The organism is Phycisphaeraceae bacterium (assembly GCA_020851465.1).
Lineage (GTDB): Bacteria > Planctomycetota > Phycisphaerae > Phycisphaerales > Phycisphaeraceae > JADZCR01.
The window spans coordinates 196,137-212,121 of sequence record JADZCR010000005.1 but is presented as its reverse complement, the minus strand read 5'-3'; the positions used below and the strand labels follow the sequence as shown (position 1 = coordinate 212,121).

The following is a 15,985-nucleotide window of genomic DNA, read 5'->3' as shown; positions in this document are numbered from 1 at the left end:
CGGAGATTTTTAATTTTTCAGGCCGATATTGTTCTCAAGGCGGATTGGATTTATGGATTTCAATTTCCGCCTTAATCCCTTCCGCCAAACAGACGATCGCGTTCAGGATGCTCGACGGAAAATGATCGACGAGACCTCTGCCTTCCTGACCTGGGCATTGGCTGAGGAGCGTAACCTGCCCTCAATTCCTCGGCGACGTGTGGACGACGGTGGTTTTACCGAGATTTTACTCCGACCCGGTGGTCGGGCTTTGGTAACAAAGTGGTGGAGTCGCATACTCGAAACGCTCGATAATGGGCGGGGGTGACCTGCAAAGCGGGCAGCTTTCCGGGTGTCCTATTAGGATTCATTCATGCTTGCTAAAGCGGGGATCAGCTCAACCTACCGGTGGCGTCTGGCAGTGATCGCGGCGTTATGCCTTGGATGGGCGGCATGGTCAGCCTATGACGGTTTCGTGAAATATCCAGAACATAACCGCAAGGTGGATGAGTTCAACAAAGTTGCTGAGCAGTTCCCAGACGATACCGACCAACGTAAAGTCGAGTGGGAAAAGATCGCCGAAGCCAATCATTGGAATACCGAAGACCCCGGACACAAAAAAAGCACTACAGATCTTAATTTTCAATACGGGATGCTCGCGCTGACGCTACCCATAGGACTTTTTTTCCTGTTCAACTATCTCACAAGCTTCAAACGCTGGATCGGGATGGATGCGCAAGGCTTACTTTCGAACAGCGGTCAGCGTGTGGACTTTTCCTCTATAACCCGCCTCGACAAGCGACTATGGAAGCGTAAGGGTATTGCCAGCGTTTACTACAAAGGCGCAAGCGGTCCAGAAAAACGGTTCAAACTTGACGACTGGATTTATGAGACACAACCAACTCTGGTCATACTCAAGCATGTCGAGTCCGTATTAAAACCCGATCAGATTGAAGGCGGCCCTCCCGAACCGACAACTTCCGAACCGTCGCAACCAACAAATTAAGTTGAGGAATCGCGTGGTCGCCACCGCCATCTCAGCCAAAGTGCGTTGATCACGACACTGACCGAACTCAACGCCATCGCTCCTGCTGCCAGCATCGGGTGCAACCAACCGGCAACCGCGATGGGAATGAGAATCACGTTGTATAGGAATGCCCAGAACAAGCCGGCATAAATCCGCTTCATGGTTGCACGGCTAAGTAAGATCGCTCGCGGCACCATGGCTGGATCACCACCGACAAGCACAACATGGCCGGCGTCCAATGCAATATCGGATGGAGCATGTACCTCGGTCAAAACACTCTCCGTTTGTCCATCTGCCTGAAATGACGACGGCAGATCAACACTTTTCTTGTCTTTCTCTAATCGCTCCGCTCTGTTATGTAGCGGTTTATTGGAGGCAGATAAAATCCGGCTGCCCATCGCCATCCCTATATCCGCTGCCGCCAGCGCTGGTGCATCATTGATTCCATCGCCAACCATCGCAACCACCGCCCCGCGTTGACGGAGTGATTCGATTTTTTCGTGTTTCTGAGTAGGAAGTGCGCCAGCCAGAACGTCATCAATGCCGAGTTTCGTCGCAACAGCCTGCGCAGTTACCGCGTGATCACCCGTCAGCATGGTTACCCGCAGGTTCAGGCGGTGAAGTTCGGCAACAGCGGCCTGTGCCGACGGTTTGATTTCGTCTGTCAGCGCGATAATGCCGATCGGTTGGTCACCGATTGAGACAACCACAGCCGTCCGTCCTGCGCGCCGCTGTGTCTCAACTTCCGGTGACTTGGCCAAGGCCCCTTCAGCACGGTGAACCCTTACCGTCTGACCATCGACCACTGCTTCGACACCAAAACCAACGGTGCTCTGAAAGTCGGATGCATTCGGAATCGATTCATTGGTTTGTCGAGCGTATTCCACGATCGCCCGCCCCAACGGATGTTCGCTTCCTCTTTCCACCGCCGCAGCCAATGCAACAATCTGTTTTGCTCCTCTATTAGCTCCGGGTAACGCCACCACGTCCACTACTCCCGGCCGCCCTTCCGTCAGCGTCCCGGTTTTGTCAAAAACGACATGCGTCAGCTTTCCCGCCCGCGCCAGTGCAGCGGCATCCTTGATCAATATCCCTTCTCGTGCGCCAAGTCCTGTTCCCACCATGATGGCGGTCGGCGTCGCTAATCCCAGCGCACATGGACATGCAACGATGAGTACCGCGACAGTATTCGTCATCGCGGTGATCCACCGATCATCACCTCGCCCCAACAACCCCCAACCCAATAATGTCGCAATCGCAATCAAGAGAACGACAGGGACAAAAACTCCAGCGACCGCATCCGCGATCCGCTGAACACCAGCTTTCGATGCCTGCGCCTGCTTGACCAGTGTGATCACACGAGCAAGCAGCATCCCCTCACCAGTCTGCGTGGCCGTGAATCGAAATGCACCGGACTGATTGAGCGTACCGCCGATCACTTCATCACCCGGCCCGACCTCTACCGGCATCGATTCGCCGGTTACCATTGATTGGTCGATCGCAGAGCGTCCTTCAATGATCGCGCCATCAACGGGTATCTTCTGTCCAGGACGTACGAGGACAATATCACCAGGACGTACTGCATCGATCGGAACGCTGACTTCCTGATCGCCGCGGATAATGGTCGCTGTTGTGGGCTGGATTTCCATGAGGCCGCGGATCGCTGATGCTGCACTTGCCCTTGCGCGATGTTCCAGCAATTTCCCAACACTGATAAGCACGAGAATGACAACGGCCGTATCGAAATAAACACGGTGTCCGCCTTCCAGCGTGACCACCGCGGAATAGATGAACGCCACAGATGTCCCCAGCGCAACAAGTGTGTCCATATCAGCGCGGAAGTGTCTCGCGGACTTGAAGGCTCCCTTGAAAAAGGGCCATCCGAGATAAATCTGAATGGGAGTAGCAAGAAGAAGCTGCGGCCACGCTGCCCACATCGCATCGTGAAAGAACATTCCCAGAACAACAACGGGGATCGTAAGCACAGCTCCGACGATCAGACGGATCACCTCGCCCCTCATTTCTTGGCGCGACTTACGCTCTTCGTCTGCGCGAGATTGACTCGGTGGTGATTCAGTCGCTGCTGGTGAGGAGCCTATATCCTCCTCGTCCTTCTCACCTCCATCACCTTCCGGCAGGGCTTCATAGCCAGCTTGCTCGACTGCTTGAATCAGTGCAGGGACGTTTGCTTGAGCAGGATCATGGGTTACGGTGGCCTCCTCTGTCGCAAGGTTTACCGACGCCTGCTTCACGCCACGGACCGCGGTGAGGCTCTTTTGCACATGGTTAACACATGAGCCGCATCTCATTCCACGTATTTTGAGTGTTGTCGTTGTCATTACGTCTCTCCTTGGAGCAATTCTAGCCGGTCGTCCATCTCTCCAGCATTACAGAGTGATCCAGAACATTAAGAACAAATCCTTAGAATACGGATATGCAAACCGAAGCAATTACCGTCCGAGCATTTCAACAACATATTCGCGACCGCTATTACAAAACGGATGCTGCACGAGGTACGCCCGGCACCTTCATGTGGCTTATTGAAGAGGTAGGTGAGCTGGCAACCGCGCTAAACACGACGGGAAATGAACGTGACGAAGCCAATATCGAGGAAGAATTCGCTGACATCATCGCATGGCTCTGCACACTCGCGAACATCAATAACGTTGATCTCGAGACAGCTCTGCGAAACAAATACTTAACAGGTAATGGGCCAGAGGGACACAAATAACCACGAATTCTAATTTCACGATAGAACACCATCACACGCAGAGACTGCGCGACGGCATACTTTTCCCAGGATTTTTTACATGACCACACGAAACCTCAATCCGTACCTTTTTTTCGATCAACTCGGTCAAAATCACAAGCCCAAGTACACCTTCAAGGGCAAGACGAAGGCTCAGTTTTCGGCTTGGCAAAAAACTGTCCTGCCGCGTGTCCTAGCAACGCTGGGAGAGGATCCCCCACAAGTGGACCCGAAGCCGGAGCTTATTGCCCAGTGGAACGAAGATGGTTTGATCAAGCAGCGATGGGTGTTGGATGTGCAACCCGGTCTGGCTGCGACTCTACTTCTTTACCGGCCGGAAAACCTCACAACGGGTGAAAAACGACCTGCGATCATGGTTTGCCATGGCCACGGACACCTCGGCAAAGATGGCCCAATGGGTAACAGCTATGCTCCGGATGGTCGTTGTAACAGTACCTTTATCAATCGTGCGTACGGGTTGCAGTTGGCCAAGGCTGGGTTCGTCACCTATGCCATCGACTGGCTTGGCTTTGGGGAACGCAACGCAAAGGCCAAACCCCACTATTCCGAACAGGTTTTTGGTCGTGACCCGTGCAACATCTACTATCTCAATACGACCATTCTCAATACAACTGTGTTGGCGATGAACCTCCATGATGCTCGTGTAGCTACAGACTTTGTGTGCAAACAGAAGTTTGTGGATACAACGAACCTGGGAGTGATGGGCGGGTCGCTGGGTGGGACGATGACCACGTGGGTCGCCCTGACGGATAAGCGCATGAAGGCGAGCGACATCATCTGCTATCAGGGGCCCTTCTATGAAATCGCGTACCGCACTTACAACGTCTGCGGTTCACAGCTCACACCGGGTTTATTTTCACTCGTGGATGTAGCTGACCTCCAGGGTTTACTCGCACCCCGACCGATGTTGATGGAGATCGGCATTCATGATTCGTGTTTCGTTGCTGATCATACGATCCCGGAGTACCGCAGACTGGAACAGATTTACGCTGCTGCGGGAGCGAAAGATCGCATCGAATTAGACCTTTTCCTTGGGGAACATGGCTGGGGTGGAAATAAGTCAAAACCATTCTTCCGAAAATATCTTCACGCGAAATGGCACTGATGCTCGCTCGTAACGAAAGATGCGCTGACAATAAACCAAGCAACCAGGCTTACGGTCTCTGACTCGACTTTTTTCTTGCTCCCCAAAGTCCGCGTTTGTCGTGTTTTGCCTGCTCTTCGATCCGTGCATAGCGATCGATTTGGCTGTGAGGCCAGCGGCTATCAGCATGTGCTAATCCCGCGGAGAGAAGTTCCTCATTCAACACACGACCATCCGGAAGCTTAACGTACGCCAACAATCGACCATAGCGGTCACGGATACGATGCGATTCGAGGATGAGGGTTACATGACTGCCTTCAGCAAGTGAACGTGTTAGGTTTGCAGCTTCAAGAGCGAAGGGTTCCCGAGGTTGTGGGAAGCCAGGATGATCCATCTCCGGCGCATCAACTCCCCAGAAACGGACTCGCGTCGTCGGCTTATCGCCGTCACCGGCAGCAACATCAAGCGTATCGCCATCCACGACGTGCGCGACAAGAAATGATTGATGGTCATACCTCCCCATGTCACCGGTCTTGAGAAGCAAACCGTTGCGGTCGGCGAGAATCAATCCCACCAGTGCCAGCAAGACCAGTAGAGATACAAGAATGGTGACTGGTCTGCGCAAACGAAGGTAGCGATCAAAAGAAATGGAGCCTAGCCAAAACCATCGTGATGATGTGCTGCCACGACGGCTCACGCTCACTGCCCCACGGCTGCGGTCATGTGGGCGACACGGTATTGATTCAATATCGCGGCAATCAGGATAACACCCGCAGCTAGATGAATGTTAATCATCAGCGCAACACGAGGATTCTTAATCATGCCAATCGATCGTGCTCCGACGACGGCAAACATCATCACTGCCAGCAGTACTTTCGTGCCGATTAAAGCATTCCCCAGCGGCCCCATATCTTTGTAAACCGGAGCCCAATGCATCCATGCGAAAACTCCACTGATCGTCAATCCGGCGATACAAACCCACAACACACGGAGAAACCGACCATGCACCAGCTTAAGAAGCGAATCACGGAAACCGTCATCGAGCAGTCGAACTGCTGGTGAGAGACAGAGCATGCAGAACATGATGCCGCCGACCGCGGTTATGGCCGAGACAATGTGGATGTAACGCATGATGATAATGAGTGTCGGGTTATCCATACGAGTAGATTACCAATGCGCAGCGGGTATGTCTGGTGCCTACAACCGATTTATCCCAAAGCCGTCAAATCCAATACCGATTAAGAAATCGAAGCTGACGGACGATGGTTCATCGGTACAGAGCTAAACTGCCTTACAATCCGTCGCGTGAGCAGTCGTGATTACAACCTTGCTCTTGAAACCACCACGCGGTCTGGTTCCATCACCCTTGGTCGCGGCGACCTGCCGATCGCAACTGTTGATCTGCCACCACAACGACGGCACAGTGTGGATCTGATGCCGGAAATTGATCGGTTGTGCAAATTGCACAACATAGGACCAAAGCAATTTTCAGAAATCTATGTATCCGTCGGGCCGGGATCATTCACCGGTTTACGCATCGGTATCGCAACTGCGAAAACTTTGGCGCATGTCCTGAAGCTTAATATCGTGGCGGTACCAACACTGGATGTGATTGCGCAAAATGCACCCGTCGATTTACCCTTCGAGGCGATAATCGCCGTCTGCATCACACTTAAGGCCGACACTGTTTACGGCGGACTTTTCAAAAAGGTCGACGACCGGTGGATGTCTTATCGCCCGCCGGAATTGATTGCCGTAGATGGATTACTCGCCAACATTCAACAGCACTTGTGGATACTGGGGTATCCACTTCCGGACTCATTGACTCAACATAAAAGTATCACTGTATTACCGACGCATCTTGCATCACCACGAAGTGAAATTGTGTGGAGACTCGGACGTCGCGCAGCCTGTAACGGTGATTTCGTCCAACCTCTTTCGCTCACTCCGTTGTATGTCCGCGAACCTGAAGCGGAAGAACTGTGGAAAAAACGGCATCCATGATTGCGGCCAACCAACTCTTTACTCGTTCTATCCCGAAAATTTCTACTCGAAAAGTTTTAGCGGGCTTACACTGGTAAACTCTGCTTGTGGCTGAAATATCCCCATCCGTACCGCCTGAGATCATCGTCTGGGAAGGAAGATCCTCTCAGGTATTGAATATTGGAATCTATGCCGTCTGTGGATTTCTGACTATTGCTGTCCTGGGGGTGATCGTCCAATTTCCAGCCGCGCGATCTCTTGGCTGGGTTGGATTTTTCGTGCCTGCTGTCATCGCCCTATACGCCTGGCTCAAAGTTCGGTCGATTCAATACACACTCACCGATCAACGCCTCAAAATAAGTTCAGGCATTCTCAATAAGCGAATTGACTCTCTTGAACTTTATCGCGTGCGTGACATCACAATGGTAAAGCCGTTTCTGCTCCGGTTGGTGCAACGAGGCCATGTCGTAATGAATACGTCTGATCAGACAACTCCTGTCATCAAGATCCGAGCTATCGCAGAATCTGAATATGTATCGGATCTGGTTCGTGCCAACGTTGAGCTGCAACGCCAACGACGTCGCGTCGCAGAGATTGCGGTACAGGAATGAAATGAGCGGTTCCGGCTGATGATCTTTGATTACTGAGTAAAGTTACAGCTAATCGCCGAACGACCAATCACAATCCCGATTACTTCTTATCATTCCTCGCCACGGATAACCCTGATCAACGTTACGCTAACACCATGCTTCCCAAAGTAGTCATCATCGGCCGACCCAACGTCGGTAAGTCCAGCCTGCTCAATCTCCTCGCGGGGAAGCTGGTCAGTATTGTTGATCCAACAGCTGGAGTCACGCGCGACCGCATCAGCCATATCGTCGAATTACCGCCGGAAAGCAGAGGAAAGGCTTCTCGTCATATCGAATTAATAGATACCGGCGGATATGGCATCAAGGATTCGATGGACCTCACTGCGGATGTCGAACGACAAATCGCTCTTGGCCTGGCCGAAGCTAACCTGATCCTTTTTGTGACTGATACACAAACCGGCGTGACTCCTCTCGATCGAGAAGTAGCCAAACTCCTCCGCACGAGTCAGGGATCGGGAAAAGCGAAAAAAGTGCAGATTATTCAAGTCTCCAACAAGGTGGATGGTCCCTCGCACGAGGCCTCTGCATATGAAGCCAGCGAATTAGGCTTCGGTGATCCGATACCGATCTCAGCTCTCAACGGCTACAACAAACTCGAATTACTAGACATCATTCGAGCGGCTATTGATTGGGAAAATCTCGGTCCAGATCTCGCTCCGCCGGAAGCGGGCATGTTGCTGGCAATCGTGGGCAAGAGAAATGCTGGAAAGAGCACACTGGTTAACGCTCTGGCAGGCGAACCTCGTGTCATCGTCAGCGAAAAGGAAGGCACAACCCGTGACTCAGTGGATGTACGCTTCGAGATAAATGGGAAGGTGTTTACCGCTATCGATACCGCAGGTGTACGCAAAGTCAAAAGCCTGGCAGGTGATATTGAATACTACTCACATCATCGAGCATTACGTTCCGTCCGTAGGGCGGATGTGGTCATTTTCATGATTGATGCCACCGTTCCAGTAAGCCAGGTCGATCATCAGCTTGGCAATGAAATCCAGAAGCACTTCAAGCCAACGGTGGTAGTGGTGAACAAGTGGGACCTTGCGGAACAGAATCACACGCAGGAAGAATACATCAAGTATCTCGACAAAGAACTCAAGGGGCTGGACTATGCTCCGGTCGCATTTATCAGTGCCAACAAGAGTGAGGGGTTGCGTGAGCTGATTGCGGTAGCACAGAACCTTTTCGACCAGGCTGGCCACCGGGTGAGTACGTCACAACTCAACGCTGTAATGGAGGAACTTCTTAAGGCCAAGACTCCGGTATCCGGCATTGGCCGTCGTCCGAAGATTTATTACACAACTCAACTGGCGGTACACCCACCAACCATCGGATTATTCGTAAACGATCCGTCGATGTTCGACATCAATTATCAGCGATTCCTCATCAACCGGTTCCGAGAGACACTGCCGTTCGCGGAAGTACCGATCAAGCTGATCATCCGCGGCAAGCAAAAAGGCCAGGGCGAGAAAAAGGAATAACGGCCAATCACGAAGATTGACCGCCTATTCGATAAAGTTGCCTTATCATCCGGTGTGGTTAATACTGACCTGCTGCGTCACCAAGCTCTTTCTTCAGAAGAGACGGCACGTCGATCTCAATACCATTCGTGACGCCGGGAGCTCCACTCCTACCAGCTTTGAGGCTTTGCTCCGCAGCTTCAAGCACAACAGTGGTCCAGAACCCAAGCTCCACAGAACTCATCATCTCATCGTGTTCTTTTGTTCCCAGTTTTCCCTGATGGTTACGTAATATTTTCTGGTAGAGCCGTCCGGGGCGGCTCATGCCGTAACCAGTGACGGTGCCGTCACTCTCAAAATTTCTGAATAACGGGTTTCGTTCAAGAATTCCGTCTTTTCCCAACTCGTGGTAACCAGGCGTATCAATACCCAGATCGAGCATTCCCTCTGAACAGATCAATCGCGATGATTGCACTGTCAGTGCGTGGGCTGCGTTGGGCAGGTGCCAGCCGGTAATAATGTGGGCCACGCCGCCGTTCTCGAACGTCACCTCTGTGTCCACCATGTCGTAACCCTGCACCGCAATCGGCGAGAGTGCAGGCAACTTGTGAGCAAAACCTGTTGCACGAACCTTTACAGGCTTGAGATTCACGATACGGATATGCACGTCCGCCATGTGGACGGTGAGGAAGGAAATGGGCGAATTCTTGGCAGCAAAATCGGCTGATGCAAAAAAACGCGGATTGTGATTCGGGTCAGCAACCAGAAGCTTATCGAGCATGTACCAGACAGCGAGCTGAAATTGGCCGTACTGTCCGCTCTGATAACGCGTCATCGCTTCTTTGAATCGTGGGTCGTCACGCTTGTGAAAATCAATACCGAGTAATTTTCCAACCTGCCTGGCCTTGGAGATCATATTGTGGGCACCCTTGATGGTGTCGGCGGTTGGCTTGGGCACCACCACGTCAAGGCCGGCTTCAAGTGCAAAAATAGTCGGCTTTTCATGCAGGCTGTCCGGGGTATTAACCTGCACCGCATCGAGTTTCACTTTCCTAATCATTTCCTCGTAACTGGTGAAGCGACGGTCCTTGGGAATGTTGTATTTGTCGCAAAATTCGTGCAATCCCTTCTCAAAGGGATCTGCTGCTGCTTCGATGGATAACAGATGTGAGTACTCGCTGTTGAAAAAGAGGTACTGATAAATCTCTCGTACCACGCTTCCGGTACCAATGATGCCAAGCTTAATTTTGTCCATGGATAAAACCTTGTTTGATCAGGAATATCGAAACGAAGCAGAATTGTAGTGAAATCAGATTATCAGTGGCCAATCGTCGCATTTGATATCAACGATGGTTACTGCCTCTCTGCGTCGATACGCCCATTTTCCGTATCATTTTTCACTATGACCACCATTACAGCCAGTGATCGGTTTTCGGTTCTGCCTTACCTCCACCGTCGAATGACTTCGCATGGCCGAAGAATGGGCTTTAATTGCAAGTCTCGCACAGCGTTTGCCAGTTGGAAGCGCAACCTCATCACCCGGTTGAAGGAAATTACCGGCTTCAACACGATGTTGAAGTCGTCACTTCAACCCAGGATCACCGAAACAGTAACTCTCAAAGGCTACAAACGGGAAAGAATCGAAATTCAGGTCGAACCAGGCATCATCATGACGCTCTATGCACTCGTGCCAACGAGTCACTCGGCTGGAAAAGGCCCCTACCCCGTAATGCTCTGTCCGCATGGACACGCCAGCGGTGGAAAGTATTCACCTGCCGGGCGATCGGATATCCCACAGATTCGCAAGCAGATCAAGGAATACAACTACGACTATGGCGTTCAATTCTGCAAAGCTGGATTCATCGCTCTCTGCCCGGACGCACGCGGTTTCGGAGAGCGTGTCGAGCCAAGTGTTCATCGCTGGCTCAACAAAGACCTTCTCACACACTCATGCCTGTTTATCAATCAGATGGCCTATCCACTCGGTCAGACGGTAACGGGTATGTGGGCATGGGATCTCCACCGATTGATCGACTACGCCGAGACTCGCCCTGACTGCGACACTTCCCGTCTAGGATGCGCGGGGCTTTCCGGCGGCGGACTACAAACCCTCTGGGCAACCGCATTGGATGATCGCAACCGGATCAAAGCAGCAGTCGTGTCAGGATACTTCTATGGTTACAGAGAATCCTTACTCGATAAACATCACCATTGTTCCTGCAACTATGTGCCGCATCTGTATGAGCTGGCAGATATGGGTGATCTCGGAGCCCTGATCGCACCGAGGCCGTTGCTGATTGAAACCGGCGATGCGGATCCCCTTAACGGTGAGAGCGGTGTATCCAACGTGAAATCACAGGTAAGGATCACTCGTTCCGCCTACAGATTGTTTCGTGCGGAAAAACAACTTATCCATGATATTTTTCACGGAGGTCATCAATGGCACGGCAAGATTGCCGTCCCATGGATTTCCGAAAAATTAAGTGCAACCACACCTGCGTGATTTCAGAATCTCTCAATCTCTGCATACCGCAGACCTAGCGTAAAAGCCAAGACCAGAGGTAATTGGTTACGATATTTTTCCCATGACAGAAACTCCTGAAATGCTTCCCACCTCCGGCGATCCTGTCCAGGATCGACGAAAAAAACTCGCTCGATTGCGCGAGGAGTTGCATGTTGATCCTTACGGCCAGCGTGTTGAAGGATTGATCACACTCGCCGAAGCGCGAGCGATGTACAACGCTGATGCTGACGCCGCACATAAAACTAATGCCGCCAATGATCAGCGTGCAATCGTTAAAGTCGCTGGCAGAATCGTACTCCATCGTGATATCGGCAAGCTGATTTTTATCACCGTCCGTGATGCTACCGGCGATCTTCAACTCGGAGTATCAAAAAAATCCGTTGACGAAACATCATTCAATGTCGCCAAAATCGCGGATCTCGGCGATATCGTGGTCGCAGAAGGGAAAATCGGATCAACAAAAACCGGGGAAATCACCCTCTGGGTGGAAGGCCATTCGTCACTTAAAGATTCCAGCTCAAATCTGCAGATCGCATCGGGAAACGAAGGTACAACTTCATCCCTGAAAGCTGAACCGAACACTTCACCTCTCCCCCCTTTTTCTATCGCGGCTAAAGCCCTCGCTCCACCGCCGGAAAAATGGCATGGGCTCACCGACCCCGAATTGCGTTATCGCCAGCGTTACGTGGATCTCTGGGCAAACCCGGATGTCATGCGGACGATGATGCTCCGCACCCAGATCGTCGAAGCCGTTCGTCAATTTCTGCGCAGCCGTGGATACGTTGAAGTTGAAACTCCGATGATGCAACCACTTGCCGGCGGTGCAGCGGCGAGGCCTTTCAAGACTCATCACCTTGCGCTCGATATTCCGCTCTACCTTCGAATCGCACCTGAGCTATACCTCAAAAGACTACTTGTTGGTGGATTCGGTAAGGTTTTTGAGATCAACCGAAACTTTAGAAATGAAGGTATCAGTCCCCGCCACAATCCTGAATTCACCATGCTCGAAGCCTACGAAGCCTTCGGTTCGTGGGAATCCATGGCGGAGATGGTTGAAGCGATGATCTGTACCGTAGCTGAAAAAGTGATCGGCACTTTAAAAATCGAGCACAAGAACTCTGAAGGTACGGTGACGCGCACGATTAACCTTATGCGACCGTGGCGTCGAGTACGCATGGCCGATATTGTGGCTGAACGTACCGGATGGAAATTTGACCAAACACCGTTAACTCCCTCACAAATCGACAGCCTGAGATCAGCAAATCCTGGTAAAGACCTGAAACTCACGGGCATTCCTGCGGAGCAACTCGTGGAGGTTTACGAAAAACTCGTAGAACCCACGCTGATCGATCCAACCTTCGTCACGCACGTCCCCAGCATCGTTATCCCGCTTGCCCGAGAAAACCGGCAAGATCCCTTCTTTGCTGACGTGTATGAGCTGGCGATTAACGGCGTCGAAATCAGCCCCGGATATTCCGAGCTCAATGATCCGGACCTTCAGGAAAAGCATTTCCGTCATCAAGTAGGTGACCGCGAGGAACAGCAGCAAGTGGACGAAGATTTTCTTCAGGCACTCCGCGTTGGCATGCCCCCGGCTGGCGGCATGGGGTTGGGTATCGATCGCCTGGTCATGATGCTCACCGGAGCGGAATCCATTCGCGATGTCATCTTGTTCCCCCTGATGCGGCCACAAGCAAATACCTAGTTGGTTATATGGCCGTCATGATGCGAAGTTGGTCAAGGATCATTCACGAAATAAAGGGACGAATGATTGGCAAGAGAACGAATTGAAAGTTTTCGATAGTCTGTTCCTGACTCGTAATTTAATTTTCTTCGTAACCGCTGTTCGTGTGATGTAATGATTGATTGATCCGACCAATGGCAAGCTTGGATTCACGCTCCTGAAAACACTCGGCGACATCATCTTCAGTGCCATCTGGGCCTTGGCAATTGCCATAGGTGATATCGTGCGTGTGCTCATCAAGACGGTGCTGCTGCTGCTGCTTGTCTTACTCGCCCTACCGTTAATTGCAGTTCCGCTGTTTATTGCTGCGCCGGTGATTCTAGTCGTGCTGATCGCGTCGCTGCCCTCTGTCGGAGTTTACCGATTTTCCTTATTGCGCAAGTATCTCCGCACTCGACTGCCTCCGCTTTTTGCGGGGGTCGCTGTCGCGCTATGCAGTGCGATGGTCATCATTGTCATCAGCATCATGGGTGGATTCCTCGTCATGATGCAGGATGCAGCCAGACGGCTGACCAGTGACGTCATCATTGAATCTGACCTTAACGGATTTCCTCATTATCAGGAATTGATCGACGGCCTGTCGCGATTACCCGATGTTGCCGCAGCTACACCGCTAATCCGTTCGTACGGTCTGGTTAACTTGGAAGGTGAGATCCACACCGTAGAAGTACTGGGAGTTGATCCCCTGGGTATGGATGCGGTGACAGGTTTCGGTTCGACACTCTATTGGACAAAGGATCGTGTCCTCAAAAACTTTGACGCCCTACCTAAAGAATCCCTCCCCAGGGAACCTGCACAAATCGCACAAATGAGGGCGAGATTCGAGAGTCTCGACCCTCAGGGTAATGGCATGAACTTCCGCTTGCCGCCACCGCTCGACGAATTTCCGGGGATTATTCCGGGTATTGCTCTTAGTCAAAACAACCGGCGCGACGCCAAGGGTCAGTACAATTTTTTTAACAGCGATACCTGGCCACGGACCCAAGCCACACTCACCGTGATGCCGATCACGCGAACCGGCCAACCACTTCAGTCATCGGTTCGTAAATTTGTTGTCGTCAACGAGTTCAAAAGTGGTCTGGCGGAGATTGACAGCAATCGCGTGTATGTCAGCTTCGAGCAACTTCAGCAAATGCTCAAGATGGGCGAAGCTAAGAGCGCAGATCCAGAAACCGGTCTGCCCACGGGTGAGACCATTCCCGCGCGAGCCCATGAAATCATGATTCATGGCAAGAAAGGTGTAAACCTGCAGAAACTCCGCGATGCGGTGAGCGAATACACCCACGGATTCGTCAAGGCACGGGAAGATATGCCCACAGTGTGGGTATTAACGTGGAAGCAGCGGCATGCAACCTTTCTTGGTGCTGTCGAGAAGGAAAAATTCCTCGTCACGATCCTGTTCGCAATTATCAGTGTCGTTGCTGTGGTCATGATTGCCGTTATTTTCTATACGATCATTCTGGAAAAAACGAAAGACATCGGCGTGCTCCGAGCACTCGGTGCATCTCGCAACGGTATAGCGTCCATTTTCCTCGGTTATGGATTGGCTATTGGCATCGTGGGTTCGCTATTGGGTTTTGCGCTGTCATCGGCTGTCGTGCTCAATATCAACCTTATCCAGGACAAACTCGCAGCGTGGTTCGGCGTGGTGATCTGGAATCCGGAGGTTTACTATTTCGACGCGATCCCCAGTAACCTCGATCCTGTTGAAGTAACGGTCATACTTGTCTCGGCCATGCTAAGCAGCGTCGTCGGGGCACTGGTACCAGCCTATCTCGCCAGCAGACTCGATCCAGTGGAGGCACTGAGATACGAATGAACTGGTATCCGTTAATTACACATAACCTGAGAATGAGAAATGTGCAGAAAATACTCCATGGGCATATTTCGCTGTCTCTTTCTCCGAAGCGAGACACAACAGCAATGTTATTCTCTGCTTCTGATCCTTCATGGGAATTGATGATCAAAAATCTTCGCAGCTGTGATGAGAATGGAGGTTGTGAGTGAGCTCAACTCCGTTTCTCCAGGCACAAGGTCTGCATAAGTACTACCGCAGCGGCACGGAAAACCTCCATGTATTGCGCGGAGTGGATCTGGACGTAAATCGCGGCGAGTGGCTCGCAGTACTCGGTGCATCCGGCTCAGGTAAAAGTACCCTGCTGCATCTGCTTGGCGGTCTTGATCGACCCGGCAGTGGTACCGTGCGATTCGAGGGTATGAACGTTTTCGAGCAGTCATCTGCTGAGGTGGATCGTTATCGCAATCTCAAGATAGGGTTCGTATTTCAGTTCTATCACCTGTTACCTGAGTTGACCGCCATTGAAAACCTTCTGCTCGCTCCGATGATTACCACTGGCGGCGCAGTATGGCCGGGAATGCGAGGTAAGCTGCGCGGCAGGGCTATCCAACTTCTGGAACGCATGGGGTTGTCGAATCGGATGGATCATCGGCCGGCGAAGCTCTCCGGCGGTGAACGACAACGTGTCGCAATCGCGCGATCACTGATGAATCAGCCAGCCGTACTCCTCGCCGACGAACCAACCGGAAACCTTGACACGGAAACCGGCAAACAAATCCTTGAAGTATTTCGTGAAACACATGCGACGGGACAGACGATCGTCATGGTGACACACGACCCGAAAGTTGCTGATGCCGCTGACCGTCGTGTGGTGCTCGAAGCGGGAAAACTTGTAAATAACGGCACGTGACTTCGACACTTACCGCTGCGACAAAACTTATCTCGATCTTGTTCAACTAACTATCGAGA

General features: G+C 51.8%; 14 protein-coding genes. 10 read left to right on the top strand and 4 right to left on the bottom strand.

Annotated elements, in window-relative coordinates; translation table 11 throughout:
• Positions 1-352: 352 nt before the first annotated feature.
• Entirely contained in the window at positions 353-985 is a 633-nt protein-coding gene (locus IT444_05965) for a hypothetical protein (GenBank protein ID MCC7192314.1), read from the top strand.
• On the opposite strand, the gene cadA is transcribed toward IT444_05965, so the two are convergent.
• Positions 982-3,345, bottom strand: coding sequence for a cadmium-translocating P-type ATPase (cadA, locus tag IT444_05960; protein ID MCC7192313.1), 2,364 nt, complete (start codon positions 3,343-3,345; stop codon positions 982-984). The genes IT444_05965 and cadA overlap by 4 nt on opposite strands.
• 95 nt (positions 3,346-3,440) lie before the next feature.
• Here cadA and IT444_05955 point away from each other — a divergent pair, with 95 nt between their 5' ends.
• Positions 3,441-3,737 (top strand): hypothetical protein, encoded by a 297-nt coding sequence (locus IT444_05955; protein ID MCC7192312.1) that lies wholly within the window; start codon positions 3,441-3,443, stop codon positions 3,735-3,737.
• A gap of 79 nt (positions 3,738-3,816) precedes the next feature.
• The gene (locus tag IT444_05950) at positions 3,817-4,881 is read left to right on the top strand and encodes a prolyl oligopeptidase family serine peptidase (GenBank protein MCC7192311.1); all 1,065 of its coding nucleotides are present in this window, start codon (positions 3,817-3,819) and stop codon (positions 4,879-4,881) included.
• A 49-nt stretch (positions 4,882-4,930) separates the two neighbouring features.
• On the opposite strand, the gene IT444_05945 is transcribed toward IT444_05950, so the two are convergent.
• Complete coding sequence (locus tag IT444_05945) at positions 4,931-5,485, bottom strand: thermonuclease family protein (GenBank protein ID MCC7192310.1); 555 nt, start codon at positions 5,483-5,485, stop codon at positions 4,931-4,933.
• A 74-nt stretch (positions 5,486-5,559) separates the two neighbouring features.
• Positions 5,560-6,018, bottom strand: a complete 459-nt coding sequence (locus tag IT444_05940; GenBank protein ID MCC7192309.1) for a hypothetical protein — start codon at positions 6,016-6,018, stop codon at positions 5,560-5,562.
• A 147-nt stretch (positions 6,019-6,165) separates the two neighbouring features.
• On the opposite strand from IT444_05940, the gene tsaB reads away from it, so the two are divergent.
• The 3 genes from tsaB to der all read left to right on the top strand — a co-directional run bounded on the left by tsaB (position 6,166) and on the right by der (position 8,971).
• A complete protein-coding gene (gene tsaB / locus IT444_05935; protein MCC7192308.1) occupies positions 6,166-6,864 on the top strand; it encodes a tRNA (adenosine(37)-N6)-threonylcarbamoyltransferase complex dimerization subunit type 1 TsaB in 699 nt (232 codons plus the stop codon).
• 86 nt (positions 6,865-6,950) lie between these two features.
• Entirely contained in the window at positions 6,951-7,454 is a 504-nt protein-coding gene (locus IT444_05930) for a PH domain-containing protein (protein MCC7192307.1), read from the top strand.
• A 134-nt stretch (positions 7,455-7,588) separates the two neighbouring features.
• On the top strand, positions 7,589-8,971 hold the full coding sequence (gene der / locus IT444_05925; protein MCC7192306.1) for a ribosome biogenesis GTPase Der: 1,383 nt from the start codon (positions 7,589-7,591) through the stop codon (positions 8,969-8,971).
• A gap of 58 nt (positions 8,972-9,029) precedes the next feature.
• Here der and IT444_05920 read toward each other — a convergent pair whose 3' ends face one another.
• Positions 9,030-10,205 (bottom strand): Gfo/Idh/MocA family oxidoreductase, encoded by a 1,176-nt coding sequence (locus IT444_05920; protein MCC7192305.1) that lies wholly within the window; start codon positions 10,203-10,205, stop codon positions 9,030-9,032.
• Between the two features lie 147 nt (positions 10,206-10,352).
• Between IT444_05920 and IT444_05915 the strand changes: the two genes are divergently transcribed.
• The 4 genes from IT444_05915 to IT444_05900 all read left to right on the top strand — a co-directional run bounded on the left by IT444_05915 (position 10,353) and on the right by IT444_05900 (position 15,926).
• Positions 10,353-11,453 carry a hypothetical protein gene (locus IT444_05915; protein ID MCC7192304.1) on the top strand — a complete coding sequence of 367 codons (1,101 nt, stop codon included), beginning with the start codon at positions 10,353-10,355 and terminating at the stop codon, positions 11,451-11,453.
• 82 nt (positions 11,454-11,535) lie between these two features.
• Positions 11,536-13,179 (top strand): lysine--tRNA ligase, encoded by a 1,644-nt coding sequence (lysS, locus tag IT444_05910; GenBank protein MCC7192303.1) that lies wholly within the window; start codon positions 11,536-11,538, stop codon positions 13,177-13,179.
• Positions 13,180-13,336: 157 nt separating this feature from the next.
• Positions 13,337-15,037: an FtsX-like permease family protein gene (locus IT444_05905; GenBank protein ID MCC7192302.1), complete on the top strand. Its 1,701-nt coding sequence runs from the start codon at positions 13,337-13,339 to the stop codon at positions 15,035-15,037.
• Between the two features lie 184 nt (positions 15,038-15,221).
• Positions 15,222-15,926, top strand: coding sequence for an ABC transporter ATP-binding protein (locus tag IT444_05900; GenBank protein MCC7192301.1), 705 nt, complete (start codon positions 15,222-15,224; stop codon positions 15,924-15,926).
• Positions 15,927-15,985 lie beyond the last annotated feature (59 nt).